This window comes from Nocardioides candidus (assembly GCF_041321175.1).
GTDB lineage: Bacteria > Actinomycetota > Actinomycetes > Propionibacteriales > Nocardioidaceae > Nocardioides.
Map to the genome: position 1 here is coordinate 108,449 of NZ_JBGGWC010000003.1, position 16,349 is coordinate 124,797.

A 16,349-nucleotide genomic window follows, 5' to 3' on the forward strand; every position below is an offset into this window, starting at 1 on the left:
TCGGCCGAGGTCATCTCCTTTAGCATTGCCCATTGTGACTGCGAGCGAGTGGGGCAGGGTCGCCGATGACGGCACTGTCTACGTGAAGACCGCCGACGGCGAACGGTCGGTCGGACAGATGCCGGATGCCACTCCCGAGGAGGCGATGGAGTTCTACACGCGGCGCTACGAAGCGCTCGCGGTGACGGTCGACCTGCTCCACAAGCGGGTGTTGTCGGGGGTCCTCTCCCCCGACGAGGCGGCCCACGCCATCAAGACGCTCCGCGAGCAGGTGAGCGACGCCCACGCCGTCGGCGACCTGGCACAGCTGGGCGCTCGGCTCGACGAGCTCGGTCCCGTCCTCGCCGCACAGCGGGAGGCCCGCCGTACGGAGAAGGCCAAGCGGTCCACCGAGGCGCGCGAGGAGAAGGAGAAGCTGGCCGCGGCAGCCGAGGCGATCGCCCACGGCACCGACTGGAAGCACGGCGCCAACAAGCTGCGCGACCTCCTCGAGCAGTGGAAGAAGCTGCCGCGCATCGAGAAGGCGGCCGACGACGCGCTGTGGAAGCGCTTCTCCTCCGCGCGGTCGACCTACACCAAGGCCCGCAAGGTGCACTTCGCCGAGATGGACGAGAAGGGCGAGGCCGCGCGGATCGTCAAGGAACGGCTCGCCAAGGAGGCCGAGGCGCTCGCGACCTCGACCGACTGGGGCCCGACCGCCGGCCGCTACCGCGACATGATGCGGCAGTGGAAGGCCGCCGGCTCGGCCCCGAAGGGCGTCGACGACGAGCTCTGGAAGCGCTTCCGCGGCGCGCAGGACATCTTCTTCACCGCTCGTGACGAGGCCAACGCCGCACTCGACGCCGAGTTCGCCGCCAATGCAGTGGTCAAGGAGCAGCTGATCGTCGAGGCCGAGGCCCTGCTGCCCGTCACCGACCTCACCGCCGCCAAGGCCGCCTTCCGCGACCTCGCCGACCGCTGGGACGAGGCCGGCAAGGTCCCCCGTGACCGGATCAAGGAGCTCGAGGGCCGCATGCGCGCTGTCGAGCAGGAGATCCGCAAGGTCGAGGACGAGCAGTGGAAGCGCACCGACCCCGAGAAGTCGGCCCGCGCCGACGACATGGTCAGCAAGCTCGAGACAGCCATCGCCGACCTCGAGGCCAAGCTCGAGAAGGCCCGCGCGGCCGGCGACGACAAGAGGATCCGCGAGCTCGAGGAGAACCTCGAGGGCCGCCGGGGGTTCCTGGAGATGGCCAAGCGCGCCAGCGCTGACTACCGCTGAGGCGGGGCTCTGGGGAATCCCCGGTCGACCGGGGATTCCTGCACTTGTCGGGGTTTGCAAAGGCCGACAAGTAGCAGATTTCCCGGTGCTGAGTGACTGATGTTGCCCATGGGATCTAGCGCACGGAGATCACGCGGGCACTCATCGAGTCGATGAGCTTCCTGAGCCGCGCCGCAAGTCGTTCCGGGTGCGCCAGGTCGGCCCAGGTGACCCGCAGGCACCTCCACCTCGTGATCTCGGCGACCCGTTCCTCTCGGCGCTTTTCACGGAGTACGACGGTCGTCGCATCCTCGCCAGCCTTCAGGTACTTCTGGTACTTGACCCGCCCGTCGAACTCGATCCAGATCTTGTGGTCGGGAAGGGCGAAGTCGAGGAGCGCGATCAGCTCGCCCCTGTCGGAGATCTCGTACTGCGGCTCGAACGACTGGAAGCTGAACCGCCACAAGAAGTAGGCCGTCCGGCTCTCGCCTGGCGACTCGATCCGAGGATCAGCCAGGCGCACAACGAGGTCTGACTTCAGCGATCCTGGCCAGCGCTCGAACTTCACGTAGCTGTCGCGAAGCTGACTCGGCGTGAAATCGCGCCGGTGCAGGAAGAAGTTGACGGCGACGAGGCTGCTCTCGACGCTGGCCATCGTCGTGATCTCGAGCGCCGCCCGCAGCGGCGAGCTGATCCGGTAGTCATGCTCGGAGAGAATGTCGCCCTCCCCGACGGCGCCTCGATGCTGGTTGATGCCGGCCTCTCGTCGGCCGGTCCGGCCGTCGAGGCGCGTCAGGTGAACGTCGGTCAGATCGACGTCCCACACGGGCGCACCGAGGAGCGGCAGGGCGGACGCATGGCTGAGGCAGACCTCCGCTGACGCCTGTCGATAGGCGGCTCGGCACCGTACGGCGTACCGCTGCTCGTCGGTCATCGACCTCCAGGCGGGGCCGTCGGTGTAAGCGCCCCGCCGTGGACGTTCCAACGCCCCGGATCGCAGTGCGCGCGCCAAGCTGTGGTCCGACTCGCCGGCCGCGACGAGCTCCCGCCTCAGGCTGATCGGGGCGAGCATGGGGTCGTCCGCGTCGAGGTACATGCGAAGACCTTCGCGGCGCACACCCGTCGTACCAACGGTGTCGTCATCAAGCTGTGGGCGGCGGTCCGCTCAGATCAACCTGGGGATGGTTTCTGGCACCGAACGGGGTTTGCAAACCCCGACAAGTGCAGGAACCCCCGGTCGACCGGGGATTCCCCAGCAGGTGCAGCGCCTATTGGGTGACGCGGTAGGCGTCGAAGACGCCGGGGATGCTGCGCACACTCTTGAGGACGGTGTCGAGGTGCTTGGCGTCGGCCATCTCGAACGTGAAGCGCGTCTTGGCGACGCGGTCGCGGGTGGTGGTGAGGTTGGCCGACAGGATGTTCACGTGGGCGTCGGAGAGCACCATGGTGATGTCGGACAGCAGGCGTGAGCGGTCGAGGGCCTCGACCTGGATGTTGACGAGGAACGTCGTCTGTCCGGTCGGGGCCCATTCGACCTCGAGGACCTTCTCGGGCTGACCGAGCAGGTCGGCGGCGTTGGTGCAGTCCTTGCGGTGCACGGAGACTCCCCCGCCCTTGGTGACGAAGCCGAGGATCGTGTCGGGGGGCACGGGGGTGCAGCACTTGGCGAGCTTGACCCAGACGTCGGGCGCGCCCTTCACGACGACGCCGGCGTCGGTGCCCGGCGCGAGCCTGCGCGGGCGGCTGCGTCGGCCGGTGATGGTCACGGCCTCGGCGAGGTCCTCCTGGGCGCCCTCGTCGCCGCCGTGCATCTCGATGACCCGGCGTACGACGGCCTGGGCACCCAGGTTGCCCTCGCCGACGGCTGCGTAGAGCGCGGAGACGTCGGCGAGGCGGAAGTGCTCGGCGACGAGGTTGAGCGACTCGTGGGTGAGCAGCCGCTTGAGCGGCAGGCCCTCCTTGCGCATCAGCTTGGCGATCTCGTCCTTGCCGTGCTCGATCGCCTCCTCGCGGCGCTCCTTGGTGAACCACTGCTTGATCTTGGAGCGGGCGCGCTGCGACTTCACGAAGTTCAGCCAGTCGCGCGACGGGGCGGCGGTCGGCGACTTGGAGGTGAACACCTCGACCACGTCGCCGTTCTCGAGGGTGGACTCCAACGGCACGAGTCGGCCGTTGACCCGGGAGCCGATGGTGTGGTGCCCGACCTCGGTGTGGACCGCGTAGGCGAAGTCGACCGGCGTCGAGCCCGATGGCAGCGCGATGACGTCGCCACGGGGGGTGAAGACGTAGGTCTCCGTCTGGTTGATCTCGAACCGGAGCGACTCGAGGAACTCGCCGGGGTCCTCGACCTCGCTCTGCCAGTCGAGCAGCTGCCGCACCCAGCTCATGTCGTCGCCCGACATCCCGGGCCCGCCGCGCTCCTTCGACGGGGTGTCGGTGCCGGCGCGGCCGTCCTCCTTGTACTTCCAGTGCGCCGCGACGCCGTACTCGGCGCGACGGTGCATCCCGAACGTGCGGATCTGCATCTCGACCGGCTTGCCCTGGGGACCGATGACCGTGGTGTGGAGCGACTGGTACATGTTGAACTTGGGCATCGCGACGTAGTCCTTGAACCGCCCGAGCACCGGGTTCCAGCGGGAGTGCAGCACGCCGAGGACTCCGTAGCAGTCGCGGTCCTCCTCGACGAGGATCCGGATGCCGACCAGGTCGTAGATGTCGGAGAAGTCGCGGCCGCCGACGATCATCTTCTGGTAGATCGAGTAGTAGTGCTTCGGCCGACCGGTCACCGTCGCCTTGATCTTGGCGTCGCGCAGGTCCTTCTCGACCTGGCTGATCACCTCGGCGAGGAACTGGTCGCGCGACGGTGCGCGCTCGGCCACCATCCGCACGATCTCGTCGTAGATCTTGGGGTGGAGCGTGGCGAACGCGAGGTCCTCCAGCTCCCACTTGATGGTGTTCATGCCGAGCCGGTGGGCAAGCGGCGCGTAGATGTCGAGCGTCTCGCGCGCGGTGCGTTCCTGGCTCTTCTGCGGCACGTAGCGCAGCGTGCGCATGTTGTGCAGCCGGTCGGCGAGCTTGATGACGAGCACCCGGATGTCGCGCGACATCGCGACGATCATCTTGCGGATCGTCTCGGCCTGGGCCGAGTCGCCGTAGACGACCTTGTCGAGCTTCGTCACGCCGTCGACCAGTCGCGCGACCTCGTCGCCGAAGTCGCGCCGGCACTCCTCCAGCGTGTACGGCGTGTCCTCGACCGTGTCGTGCAGGAGCGCGGCCACGAGCGTGGGCTCCGTCATCCCGATGCCGGCGAGGATCGTGGTCACGGCCAGCGGGTGGGTGATGTAGGGGTCGCCGCTCTTGCGCATCTGGGTGCCGTGCAGACGCTCGGCGGTGACGTAGGCGCGCTCGAGCAGGGCCAGGTCGGCCTTCGGGTGGTTGGCACGCACGGCGCGGAAGAGCGACTCGAGGACCGGGTTGGAGGTCGGCGTACGACTCCCCATCCGGGCGAGGCGGGCCCGCATGCCGCGACCTCCACCGCCGATGTCGCTCGGTGCGGTCGGCACCTCGGGCGCGCGCGAGGGAACCGGCCTCTCGCCCGCCCGTTCCTCACTCATGACGAAAGTCTATTCACCCGTCGAGGTCGTCAGACCACCGACAAGGCGATCATCGGCACGTCGCCGACGGTTGCGCGGCCCGGGAGGAACGACAGCTCCATCAGGAACGCCATCGCGGAGACCGATCCTCCGCAGGACGCGACCAGGTCTGCGGTCGCGCGGGCGGTGCCGCCCGTGGCCAGGACGTCGTCGATCACCAGCACCCGCTCGCCGGGGGCGATCGCGTCGCAGTGGATCTCCAGCACGGCCTCGCCGTACTCCAGTGCGTAGGCGACGGCGTGCGTCTCCCCCGGCAGCTTGCCGGCCTTGCGCACCGGGACGAACCCCACGCCCAGCTCCAGGGCCACGGGCGCGGCCAGGATGAACCCGCGGGCCTCCATGCCGATCACCTTGTCGACGACGGGGCGCCCGTCGTCGCCCCGGCCGGCCTCGGCGAGACCGGCGACCACGGCACGGAAGGCGGCCGGGTCGGCCAGCACCGGCGTGATGTCCTTGAAGAGGACCCCAGCCGAGGGGAAGTCGGGCACGTCGCGGACCAGGCCGGCGAGCGCCTGCGCCGCAGCGGTCTGCGCCGCCGTCAGCCCGTCCGCCACGTGGTGCCTACTTCTTCCCGCGCTTGGACCGCGCCTGCCGGCTCGGCTGCTGCCTGCCGGAGCTGCTGCTCTGGGAGATCGGCCGGGTCTGGGTCGGTGCGATCCGCCCCTTGCCCATCGCGTCGTCCGACGACTGGGCCACGTTGCCGGCGTCTTCGGCCGTCCCTCGCTCGGGTCGGCTCGGCCGGTCGTCGCGCGGCTCGTCGGTGACCGGCATGTTGTCGGTGAAGGCCGGCACCGACGCGTAGCGGTCCGCCATGGCCCGCTGCCGCGCCTTGGCCCGCTTCTCCTGCTCCAGCACGGAGGACTCGCGCGACTTCAGGTGGACGACGACCCGCGGGGCGAGCATCACCGAGGAGTAGACGCCCGCGCCCATGCCGACGAACTGCGCCAGCGCCAGGTCCTGCAGCGAGCTGGCACCCAGCTGGCTCGCGCTCACCCACAGGATCGCGCCGATCGGGATCAGCGCCACGATGCTGGTGTTGATCGACCGGACCAGGGTCTGGTTGACGGCCAGGTTGGCGGCGTCGGAGTAGGACTGGGACGCCTTGCGCAGCTTGGTGGTGTTCTCCTTGATCTTGTCGAAGACCACCACTGTGTCGTAGAGCGAGAAGCCGAGGATCGCGAGCAGACCGGTCACCGCCGCCGGCGTCACCTGGAAGCCCGACAGGGCGTAGATGCCGATCGTCAGCGCCACGTCGTGGAACAGGGCCACCAGCGCCGCCACCGACATCTTCCACTCGCGGAAGTAGGCCCAGATGAAGAGCACGACCAGCACGAGGAACACCCCGACGCCGATCAGCGCGCGCTTGGCCACCTCGCGGCCCCAGCTCGGGCCGACGTCCTGCACCGAGACGTCCTTGACCAGGTCGATGTCGGGGTACTGCTCGCCGATGATCGCCCGGGTCTGGTCCTCGGCGTCGCCCGACAGGGACTCGGTCGTGACCACGAGCGAGTCGCTGCCCGCGGTCGTCACCGACGGGTTCTCCGCGTGGCTGATGTTCGCATCGGCGATCGCGGTCCGCAGGTCGTCGGCGTCGGACTGGCTCACGGTGTCGTGGACCGCGACCTTCAGCTCCGTGCCGCCCTTGAACTCCACGCCGAAGTTGAGCGGCTTGACGATGACGAACGTGATCGCGAGACCGACCAGGACGGCGGTCACGCCGTACCAGAGCCAGCGCCTGCCGACGAAGTCGATCGACTTGTGACCGTTGTAGAGCTCGTTGCCGAGCCGCGACATCTTGCCCATCAGGCGTTCCCTCCAGCCGTGCGGACCTTCGGCTTCGGCTTGTCCATGCCCAGCGTCTCGGGGCTGAGGCCCGACAGCTTGTGACCGGAGTTGAATGCCTTGAACTGCGCGGTCCACGACACCAGGGGCTTGGTGAACCAGAACAGCACGGCGAGGTCGACCAGCGTCGAGAGACCGAGGGCGAAACCGAAGCCCTTCACCGCGCCGGTCGCGAAGATGTAGAGCACGAGCGCGGACAGGATCGACACGGTGTTGGCCGCCATCCGGGTGACCCGGGCGCGGGCCCAGCCCGTCTCCACCGCGACGCGCATCGACTTGCCCTCGCGCATCTCGTCCCTTATTCGTTCGAAGTAGATGACGAAGGAGTCGGCGGTGATGCCGATTGCGATGATCAGGCCGGCGATGCCCGGCAGCGTCAGCGTGAAGCCTGCGGCCTCGCTCAGCAGCAGTACGGCGGCGTAGGTGATGCTGGCCGCCACGAACAGCGAGCCGACGACCACGAGCCCGAGGCCGCGGTAGTAGAAGAGGCAGTAGAGCATCACGAGGATGAGCCCGATGCCGCCCGCGGTCAGACCGGCCGAGAGCTGGTCACCGGCAAGGGAGGGACCCACCTCCTCGGTCGTGACGTCCTTCTCGAACGCCAGCGGGAGGGCGCCGTACTTCAGGCTGGTGGCGAGGTTGTTCGCCGTCTCCTCGGTGAAGTCGCCGCTGATCTGCGAGTTGCCGTCGGAGATCACCGCCTGCATCACGGGCGCCGACAGCACCTGGCCGTCGAGGACGATCGCGAACTGCCCGCCGCTGTCGACCAGTGCGCGCGAGATCGTCTCGAAGTCGTCCTCCCCGCCGGTGGAGCCCTTCGGGTAGGCCTTGTTCTTGTCGTTGCCGATGTCGAGGGTGACGACCCACTTCACCTCGCCCGACGGGATCTGCGCTCCCGCGTCGGAGAGCTCGGTGCCCTCGATGACCGATCGGGAGAGCAGGTACTTCGTCACGGAGCCGTCGCGCACCTCGCAGGCCACGAGCGGCTGGTCGGGCTCGTCCGGCTGCGGAGCCGGGACGGTGACGCCCTTCTTGTTCGTGGTGACGACGGCGCCGTCGGCGTTGCACTGGAGCTGGTTGAAGAGCGCGATCGACTGCTGGTCGGGCGCCTGGATCCAGGCCAGCGCGTCCTTGGCCGAGTTGCCGCTGTTGGGGCTCGAGGCGTCGCCACCGTCGGTCGGCGTGTCCGTGGGCGAGGTCGTGTCGGTCGCCGTGTCGGTCGGGCTGGCCGTGTCCGTCGGCGACGCGGTGTCGGACGGCTGGTCGGTCTTCTTCGGCTTCTTCGGCTTCTCGAGCGACAGCGGCGGACGGCTCAGGCCGCCGCCGCCCGTGGCGCAGGGATCCTGGGCGCCCTCGGCGCACGCGACCAGGCGGAAGCGGAGCTGGGCCGTGCGCTGGACGAGGGCCTCGAGCTCCCGGCGGTTGCCCGCGGAGCCCGGGATCTCGACGACGATGTACTTGCCGGACTGGGTGGTCACCTCAGCCTCGGACGTGCCGGCGCCGTTGACGCGCTGGTCGATGATCCGGCGGGCCTCCTCGAGGTTCTGCTCGCTCGGGTTGCCGGTGGCGGTGAGCGTGATCCGCAGCCCGCCCTGCAGGTCGAGGCCCAGCGCCGGCTTCCAGGTGCCGGTCACGGCGACCAGGCCGTACATCACGGCGATGCCGAGGAAGAAGATGATCAGGGTCCGGCCGGGCCGGTAGCGACGGGCCGCCACGTCAGCGCTCCTCGTTGTCGTCGGTGCTCAGGGGGGCTTCGACCCCGGTCTGCTCGGTCGTGTCGACCTCGTCGGCCGTCTCGTCCTCGTCGTCGCGGATCACCGACCCCACGGCTCCGCGAGCGACCTTGATGCTCACCCCGGTCGCGATCTCCACCATGAGGGTGGCGTCGTCGGTGCCGGTGACGGTGCCGAAGATCCCGGAGGTCAGCACCACGGTGTCACCGACCTCGATGGAGGACTGCACCTGGCTGATCTCGCGCTGGCGTCGTTGGGCCGGGCGGATGATCAGCAGCCAGAAGATCACCGCGATCGCGGCGATGGTCAGCAGCGGACCCAATTCCATCAAACAGCCTTCCGAGGTGCGAGCAGGACGAGGCGCGCGCCCTGTTCCGGGCACGCGCACGGAGCCCGGGGCGGGCCGACGGGCAAGTGTAGCCGCGCGTGTTGCGTAGCCCACATCGCCGTCGGACGTCGGGCCGGTGTCGCCCGGTCAGTCCTCGAACAAGGTCGGATCGACCGGCTCGGCGGGCGCCGGCGGCGGGGTGAGACCAAGGTGGTCCCACGCGGCGGGGGTCGCGATCCGGCCCCGCGGGGTGCGAGCGAGGAACCCGGTGCGCACCAGGAACGGCTCAGCGACCTCCTCGACGGTCTCGCGCTCCTCCCCCACGGCGACGGCGAGGGTCGACACCCCGACCGGCCCGCCGCCGAAGCGGCGGCAGAGCGCGTCGATGACGGCTCGGTCGAGCCGGTCGAGGCCGAGCCGGTCGACCTCGTAGAGCTCCAGCGCGGCCTCGGCCACGGGCTGGGTGACGACCCCGTCGGCCCGGACCTGGGCGAAGTCGCGCACCCGGCGCAGCAGCCGGTTGGCGATGCGGGGCGTGCCGCGCGACCGCGAGGCGATCTGCGCAGAGCCCTCCGGGGTCAGCGCCACGTCGAGCAGGCCCGCGGAGCGGTGCACGATGCGGTCGAGGTCGGCCGGCTCGTAGAACTCCAGGTGAGCGGTGAACCCGAACCTGTCACGCAGCGGGCCCGGCAGCAGGCCGGCGCGGGTGGTGGCGCCGACGAGGGTGAAGGGCGGGATCTCGAGCGGGATCGCCGTGGCGCCGGGTCCCTTGCCGATGACCACGTCGACCCGGAAGTCCTCCATCGCCATGTAGAGCATCTCCTCAGCGGGCCGCGACATCCGGTGGATCTCGTCGACGAAGAGGACGTCGCCCTCGTTGAGGCCGGACAGGATCGCGGCCAGGTCGCCCGCGTGGGTGATGGCCGGACCGCTGGTGAGCCGCAGCGGAGCCTGCATCTCGTGGGCGATGATCATGGCCAGCGTCGTCTTGCCCAGCCCCGGTGGACCGGAGAGCAGGACGTGGTCGGGCGCCCGGCCCCGTCGGCGCGCGGCCTCGAGGACGAGACCGAGCTGGTCACGCACCCGGGTCTGGCCGACCACCTCGTCGAGGCTGCGCGGTCGCAGTGCGGCCTCGACCGCTCGCTCGTCGCCCTCGGCCTCGAGTGCGGTGATGGAGCGCAGGTGCGCCTCCTCCGCCACGTCGAGCTCGTCCTCGTGGAAGCCCATCGTGGATCAGGCCTTCGACAGCGTGCGCAGGGCGGCGCGGAGCAGCGAACCGACGTCGGGCGACTCCCCCGCCTCCTCGGCGACCGCGTCGACCGCCTTGTCGGCGTCCTTGGCGTTGTAGCCGAGGCCCACCAGTCCCTGGGTGACCTGGTCGCGCCACGGCGCGACCGCCGCTGCGGCGGTCGGGGAGATCCGGCCGACGGGTGCGCCGATCCGGTCCTTCAGCTCGAGGATGATCCGCTGCGCCCCCTTCTGCCCGATGCCGGGCACCTTGGTGAGCGTCTTGACGTCGTCGACGGCGATGGCGGAGCGGATGCCGTCGGGCGAGAGCACGGCGAGCATCGCCTGGGCGAGCTTCGGCCCGACTCCCGAGGCGGTCTGCACCAGCTCGAAGACGCTCTTCTCGTCGTCGTCGGCGAACCCGAAGAGAGTCAGCGAGTCCTCGCGCACGACCAGGCTGGTCGGCAGCGTCGCCTCGTGACCGGTGCGCAGCCCGGCGAGGGTGCCAGGCGTGCACATGAGCTCGAGCCCTACTCCCCCGACCTCCAGCACCGCGCTCGACAACGTCACGGCCGCGACCCGGCCTCGCACGTGGGCGATCATCGCTTCCCTCCTGCCGCGGCCACGGCCGCGTCGATCCGGGCCTGCGCCCCTCCGCGCCAGATGTGGGTGATCGCGAGCGCGAGCGCGTCGGCGGCGTCGGCCGGCTTCGGCATCGCGTCGAGCCGCAGGATGCGGGTCACCATGGCGCCGACCTGGGCCTTGTCGGCACGGCCGTTGCCGGACACCGCTGCCTTGACCTCGCTCGGCGTGTGCAGCGCGATCGGCAGCCCGCGGCGGGCGGCGCACACCATCGCGATGCCGCTGGCCTGGGCGGTGCCCATCACGGTGCTGACGTCGGACCTGGCGAAGACCCGTTCGACCGCGACCGCGTCGGGGCGGTGCTCGTCGAGCCACGCCTCGATGCCCTTCTCGATCGACACCAGCCGCTCGGGGACCGGGAGGTGCGACGACGTACGGATCACGTTGACGTCGACCAGGCGCAGCGGCCGGCCGACGTCACCCTCGACCACGCCCATCCCGCAACGGGTCAGTCCGGGATCGATCCCCAGGACACGCATCGGCCCAGCCCTTCCGTCTCGAACACCTGTTCGGTGTCCAAGTTACGGTCGGCGCACACGTCACCGGGTCTCGACACGCCGGTCGCTACGCGTCGACCTGCTCCATGACCTCGTCGGGCACGTCGGCGTTGGAGTAGACGTTCTGCACGTCGTCGAGGTCGTCGACGGCGTCGATCAGGCGGAAGACCTTGCCTGCGGCGTCGGGGTCGGCGACGGGGATGTCCATCGAGGCGACGAACTGGACCTCGGCGGAGTCGTAGTCGATGCCCGCGGCCTGCAGCGCCGTGCGCACCGCGACCACGTCGGTGGCCTCGGACTGCACCTCGAAGGTGTCGTCGAGGTCGGCGACGTCCTCGGCACCGGCGTCGAGGGTGGCCTCGAGCACGTCGTCCTCGGAGACCTCACGCCCCTCCTGCGACTTCGGGACCACCACGACGCCCTTGCGGTTGAACAGGCGCGAGACCGAGCCCGGGTCGGCCATGGTGCCGCCGTTGCGGGTGACGGCGGTGCGGACCTCCATCGCGGCGCGGTTCCTGTTGTCGGTGAGGCACTCGACGAGGAGCGCGACCCCCTGCGGCCCGTAGACCTCGTACATGATCGTCTCGTAGTCGACGGCGCTGCCCTCGAGGCCACCGCCGCGCTTCACCGCCGAGTCGATGTTCTTGTTGGGGACCGACTGCTTCTTCGCCTTCTGGATGGCGTCGTAGAGGGTCGGGTTGCCGGCCGGGTCGGGACCGCCCATCTTCGCCGCGATCTCGATGTTCTTGATCAGCTTCGCGAAGAGCTTGCCGCGCTTGGCGTCGATCGCGGCCTTCTTGTGCTTGGTGGTCGCCCACTTGGAGTGCCCCGACATGTCCCCTACTTCCCGTCCCGTCTGCTACCGGCGGGCAACTCTACCTACGAGACCTGCGCCAGGAAGAGTCGGTGGATGCGGCCGTCGCCGTCGACCTCGGGGTGGAACGACGTGGCCAGCAGGTGCCCCTGGCGTACGGCGACGGGGTGACCCTCCGCCTCCGCGAGGACCTCGACCTCCGGGCCGACCTGCTCGACCCAGGGGGCCCGGATGAAGACGGCGTGGACGGAGGCGTCCAGACCCTTCACCTCGAGGTCGGACTCGAAGGAGTCGACCTGGCGACCGAACGCGTTGCGCCGCACCGTCACGTCGAGCCCGCCGATGGTCTCCTGCCCGACCGCGCCGTCGAGGATCCGGTCGGCGAGCAGGATCATCCCTGCGCAGGTGCCGAAGGTCGGCATGCCGGCGCGCACCCGCTCGCGCAACGGGTCGAGCAGCTCGAAGGTCCGCGCGAGCTTCGCCATCGTCGTCGACTCACCGCCCGGCAGCACGAGGGCGTCGCAGCGCGCGAGCTCCTCGGGCCGCCGTACGGTGAACGCGTCCGCACCGAGCGCCGTGAGCGTCTGCACGTGCTCGCGGACGTCGCCCTGCAGCGCGAAGACTCCGATCGAAGGCACGCGCCGAGGTTACGGCAGGCCCGCCCGGGTCACGGCGACGGGCAGAGCTTGTTGCCGTTGCCCTGGCCGTTCCCGAAGCTGTAGCTGATCCGGCTCGACTCGGTCTCGACCGCGCCGTTCACGGCCACCACCCAGATCTGTCCCGTGCGGCTCTCGAAGCCGGTCGAGGTCCAGGTCCTGAGGGTCGGCCCGAGGGTCGCCGGGGTCCCCGGGACGGCGCCCGTGGATCGCACGACGAAGCCGGTCGTCGGATTGGAGCTCGACGTCCAGTCGAGCTTGATCTTCCAGTCTCCATTGCTCCCGACCACCGAGCAGGTGACCGGCGGGCCGCCGGCCGAGGCCGTCGAGCCGCAGTCGATGTTGCTGCCGCCGGACGCCGTCGTCACCAGCTGCGTCGCGTCGGCCGCGACCCAGCTGGTGCCGGGGAGGCTGCCGGTGACCCGCACCGTGACGGTCGTGCCGAGGGTGCCTGCCAGGAGCGCCGGGGTGACGACGACACTGCGCTGTGCACCCGAGGTGAGGACGGGCAGCGCCTGACTGTTCTGCACCACGGCAGCGGTGTAGTCGTGCGCGGCCGGCGAGGTCGCGGCGGTCCAGGTGATCGTCACCTGGGAGGCGTTGTCGCGCACGCAGGTGAGGGTGGGCGTCGTCAGCGAGCCGGTGCTCAGCGACGTGCCCAGCAAGGAGACGGTGTCGTTCCAGGTCGCCCAGCTGGGTGCCACCGTGGAGACGAGGACACCGAAGGCAGCGACCGAGGTCGCGGCCAACCGCCGTGCGGCCCGCTTGCCCCTCCGTCCGTCGCCGGCCCCCTGAGACGGGTCGTCGCCGTCGGACGGAGAGTCTCCGTCGTCGCGTCGCGGGCGGAGCGCGACGAAGAGCATCCCCATCGCGTACATGCCGAGCAGAAAGAGACCGATGGGCCCGGAGAACCAGGCGACCACGCGGCCGCCGTAGGGCACGTCGGCGAAGACCCGGTAGACGTCGTCGCCGACCGGGTAGAGCTGCGCGTCGACCGCCGGGTTGGCGTCGCCCTTGAGCTGCACGAACGTGCCGGTGTTGGTCTCCTTGATGGCGACGATCCGGTGCGTGACCCGGTCGCCGTCGCCCTTCGGGACCATCACGACGTCGCCGACGGCGAGGTCGTCCGCAGAGACGTGCCTGCCCCACGCCAGCGCGCCGGCGTCGATCGTCGGTGACATCGAGCCGGTCTGGACGACCAGGGGTCGGATGCCGAGCACCAGGCCCGCGACGACCGAGAGGGCGCAGAGCACTCCGAGCACGGCGCCGATGGTCAGCGCGGCGCCGCGGAGACGGCCGAGAGCGGGTCGGGTCACGGAGCGACCTGGGTGGCGTCGAACTGCAGGGTGACCGAGGTGCTCGCGCCCTGGAGCGCGTTTGCCGCGGTGGACGGAAGGGTGACCTGGACGCAGATCTTCTCGTTGGTGCCCGCGGCCAACGGGCGTGCGGTGGTGACCAGGCCGGTGTTGAGTGCCGTGCCCGTTCCGGCGAGGGTCGTCCCGCCACAGGTGGCCGTCGGCGTGGCCGCCCCGGTGACCGACGTCGCTCCGGTCACCTTCACCTGCAGCGCGGCCGCCAGGTCCTTCGCGACCGGGGTGTTGGTCGCGGCGGACGACGCCACGTAGGTGAACGGCACGTTGCCCGCGTTCGCGATCATCAGCACGGCAGCCACGGACCCGCCGGGCACCATGTTGGTGATGTTGAGCGAGGTGTAGCCGGTCACCGAGTCCTGGCCGTCGACCTTGAGGTCGAGGGTGCCCGTGGAGATGGTGGTCCCCGCGACGGAGGCGCTGTCGGTCCAGAGCGCGGTCGTGGTGATCGCCCCGAGTCCGACGACGACACCCATCGCCATGAAGGCGCGGGCCCGTCCGGTGCGGCCGCGGCGGATCCGTGCGTGGCTAGCCATCTGTCTCTTCCTCTTTCCTACGTCGTACGACGAGTGCGATCCCGCACCCGATGAGGCCACCGGCCAGCCAGAGCTGCCAGGGCTGGACGGTGCTGCCCGTGTCGGGCAGGTCGCCGTCCGTGCCGTGAGGGCCGCCGTCGCCCCGCGGTGCGGACTGGGTCAGCCGGACCACGAACTTCAGCGGCAGGGTGCGGACCTGCGTCACGTTGGTGGACGCCGGGTCGAAGGCGACCCGAAGGTCGATCCGCACCCGGGCACCCTTCTCGAGCCCGCGGTCCAGGAGGGTCTGCGCCGTGCCGTCCGCGGTCAACGGGAGCCAGCTCCCGTGGTGGACGCGGGCGTCGATGCGCAGGTCCTCGTTCTGCACCAGGGCGTCCGGGTCGAGCGTGCGCATGCCGACCTCCATCGAGGCCGCCGTCGGGCCCTGGTTGCGCACCCACAACGACCTGGTCTCGGTGTCACCCGGGACCCAGCGGAAGGCCGGGTCGAAGAGCGGCCGGGACAGGGAGGCCGACCACTGGTGGCCGTCGAGGCTGAGCCCGACCTCGTCGTCGGCGCGCGCCGCACCGGCGCCGGTCGTCAGCACGACCGCCGCGAGCAGGACCGAGCACAGGACGCGGTACATGAAGGGCTCCTCCTCTCAGACGCTGGTGGTGTGGTGCTCGGCGGGGACCTCGGTGCCGGACGGCCGCCGGCGGCGCCGCTCCCGGACCGAGCCGCCGAACATGAAGGCGGCGTATCCGAGCAGGGCGCCCACGACGACGTACACCCCGACCTGGCGCTGGTCCCCGTTGATCACGTTGCTGATGCGACCCAGGTAGGGCACCGAGTACCAGAGCCTCCCCTTGACCTGGACCGGCTGGACCGGTGCGGCGTCAGGGATGTCGTTGGAGTCGCCCTGGGTGACCAACGACTGCTCTCCCCCGAGGGTCGTGCTCAGCCCCACCACACGGTGGGTCACGACCGTCGGGTCGCCCGACTCGAGCTGGTAGGTGATCACGTCGCCGGTGCTGATCTCCTCGATCGGCACCGGACGGACCACCACGAGCGTGCCCGGCGGGAAGCCGGGCTCCATGGAGCTGGTGAGCACGGTGTACGGCGTGGCTCCGCCCAGCCGCGGCACGACGACCGCAGCTGCCAGGACCGCGACCGCGCCGAGGATGACGAACCAGGCGATGACCCGGCCGCTCCACGACGCGATCGCCCGCGCCGAGCCGCCCATGATGACTGCTAGTTGTGGTTCTGGGTGACGGTGATCGCGATGTCGTCGAGCGTCGCGACCTCGTTCTCCGCGGTGTCGCCGGTGGTGGCGGAGTCGAACGTCATCGTGAAGTTCGCCGTGATCACCTCGCCGACAGGCACGTTCTGGTTGTCGACGACCGGGTCGCCGTTGGAGTCCTCGTAGGAAGCCTGGACCGTTCCGAGGGCGCTCACCAGAGCGGTGGCCGAGCTGGCGTTCCAGTTCGTCGACGCGATGTCCAGGTTCACGGTGGCGAAGTGGTCGCCCTCGCCCTCGATCTCGAAGGAGCAGGTCTTGGTGATGTCGTCACCCGGGACGATGCGCGTGGCTGCGACGACGTCGTCGCCACCGTCGAGCTCCCAGGGAGCCGAGCCGCAGTCGTTGTTGATGACCGTCAGGTGTCCGGACTCGACCGTGGTGCCGTCGACGTCGGCGTTGTCGGTCCAGTAGGCCAGCGAGCCGACGCCCCCGAGGAGCAGGAAGGCGGCGGCACCGCCGGCGAGGGCGCCCTTCGTGGACTTCTTCATTGCATTTTCTCCATCTGTGGTCCGGCCCCATCAGGGCCACTTCC

17 protein-coding genes are annotated in these 16,349 nt (G+C 70.0%); 1 reads left to right on the plus strand and 16 read right to left on the minus strand.

The features are described 5' to 3' along the window. The first annotated feature begins 34 nt into the window (after positions 1-34). Positions 35-1,261: a DUF349 domain-containing protein gene (locus ACAX67_RS14815; protein WP_370704642.1), complete on the plus strand. Its 1,227-nt coding sequence runs from the start codon at positions 35-37 to the stop codon at positions 1,259-1,261. A gap of 115 nt (positions 1,262-1,376) precedes the next feature. Here ACAX67_RS14815 and ACAX67_RS14820 read toward each other — a convergent pair whose 3' ends face one another. The 16 genes from ACAX67_RS14820 to ACAX67_RS14895 all read right to left on the minus strand — a co-directional run bounded on the left by ACAX67_RS14820 (position 1,377) and on the right by ACAX67_RS14895 (position 16,305). Continuing rightward, positions 1,377-2,336 (minus strand): type IV toxin-antitoxin system AbiEi family antitoxin domain-containing protein, encoded by a 960-nt coding sequence (locus ACAX67_RS14820; RefSeq protein WP_370704643.1) that lies wholly within the window; start codon positions 2,334-2,336, stop codon positions 1,377-1,379. 172 nt (positions 2,337-2,508) lie between these two features. Then, positions 2,509-4,854, minus strand: coding sequence for a RelA/SpoT family protein (locus tag ACAX67_RS14825; protein WP_370704644.1), 2,346 nt, complete (start codon positions 4,852-4,854; stop codon positions 2,509-2,511). A 29-nt stretch (positions 4,855-4,883) separates the two neighbouring features. Further along, complete coding sequence (locus ACAX67_RS14830) at positions 4,884-5,447, minus strand: adenine phosphoribosyltransferase (protein ID WP_370704645.1); 564 nt, start codon at positions 5,445-5,447, stop codon at positions 4,884-4,886. 7 nt (positions 5,448-5,454) lie between these two features. Next, the gene (gene secF / locus ACAX67_RS14835) at positions 5,455-6,696 is read right to left on the minus strand and encodes a protein translocase subunit SecF (protein ID WP_370704646.1); all 1,242 of its coding nucleotides are present in this window, start codon (positions 6,694-6,696) and stop codon (positions 5,455-5,457) included. Next, a complete protein-coding gene (gene secD / locus ACAX67_RS14840) occupies positions 6,696-8,450 on the minus strand; it encodes a protein translocase subunit SecD (RefSeq protein WP_370704647.1) in 1,755 nt (584 codons plus the stop codon). The genes secF and secD overlap by 1 nt, the downstream gene beginning before the upstream one ends. 1 nt (position 8,451) lies before the next feature. Further along, positions 8,452-8,796: a preprotein translocase subunit YajC gene (gene yajC, locus ACAX67_RS14845; protein ID WP_370704648.1), complete on the minus strand. Its 345-nt coding sequence runs from the start codon at positions 8,794-8,796 to the stop codon at positions 8,452-8,454. 147 nt (positions 8,797-8,943) lie between these two features. Then, a complete protein-coding gene (gene ruvB / locus ACAX67_RS14850) occupies positions 8,944-10,023 on the minus strand; it encodes a Holliday junction branch migration DNA helicase RuvB (protein ID WP_370704649.1) in 1,080 nt (359 codons plus the stop codon). A 6-nt stretch (positions 10,024-10,029) separates the two neighbouring features. Further along, entirely contained in the window at positions 10,030-10,626 is a 597-nt protein-coding gene (gene ruvA, locus ACAX67_RS14855) for a Holliday junction branch migration protein RuvA (RefSeq protein WP_370704650.1), read from the minus strand. Beyond that, positions 10,623-11,135, minus strand: coding sequence for a crossover junction endodeoxyribonuclease RuvC (gene ruvC / locus ACAX67_RS14860; protein WP_370705089.1), 513 nt, complete (start codon positions 11,133-11,135; stop codon positions 10,623-10,625). Before ruvC ends, ruvA begins: the two co-directional genes overlap by 4 nt. Before the next feature lie 94 nt (positions 11,136-11,229). After that, positions 11,230-11,997, minus strand: a complete 768-nt coding sequence (locus ACAX67_RS14865) for a YebC/PmpR family DNA-binding transcriptional regulator (protein WP_370704651.1) — start codon at positions 11,995-11,997, stop codon at positions 11,230-11,232. A gap of 44 nt (positions 11,998-12,041) precedes the next feature. Beyond that, positions 12,042-12,614 (minus strand): pyridoxal 5'-phosphate synthase glutaminase subunit PdxT, encoded by a 573-nt coding sequence (pdxT, locus tag ACAX67_RS14870; RefSeq protein WP_370704652.1) that lies wholly within the window; start codon positions 12,612-12,614, stop codon positions 12,042-12,044. Between the two features lie 29 nt (positions 12,615-12,643). Next, on the minus strand, positions 12,644-13,948 hold the full coding sequence (locus ACAX67_RS14875; protein ID WP_370704653.1) for a signal peptidase I: 1,305 nt from the start codon (positions 13,946-13,948) through the stop codon (positions 12,644-12,646). After that, positions 13,945-14,538, minus strand: coding sequence for a hypothetical protein (locus ACAX67_RS14880; protein WP_370704654.1), 594 nt, complete (start codon positions 14,536-14,538; stop codon positions 13,945-13,947). Before ACAX67_RS14880 ends, ACAX67_RS14875 begins: the two co-directional genes overlap by 4 nt. Next, a complete protein-coding gene (locus ACAX67_RS14885; protein WP_370704655.1) occupies positions 14,531-15,163 on the minus strand; it encodes an LPXTG cell wall anchor domain-containing protein in 633 nt (210 codons plus the stop codon). The genes ACAX67_RS14880 and ACAX67_RS14885 overlap by 8 nt, the downstream gene beginning before the upstream one ends. A gap of 15 nt (positions 15,164-15,178) precedes the next feature. Then, positions 15,179-15,760 carry a signal peptidase I gene (locus ACAX67_RS14890; RefSeq protein WP_370704656.1) on the minus strand — a complete coding sequence of 194 codons (582 nt, stop codon included), beginning with the start codon at positions 15,758-15,760 and terminating at the stop codon, positions 15,179-15,181. A gap of 8 nt (positions 15,761-15,768) precedes the next feature. Beyond that, positions 15,769-16,305: an alternate-type signal peptide domain-containing protein gene (locus tag ACAX67_RS14895; protein ID WP_370704657.1), complete on the minus strand. Its 537-nt coding sequence runs from the start codon at positions 16,303-16,305 to the stop codon at positions 15,769-15,771. Between the last annotated feature and the right edge of the window lie 44 nt (positions 16,306-16,349).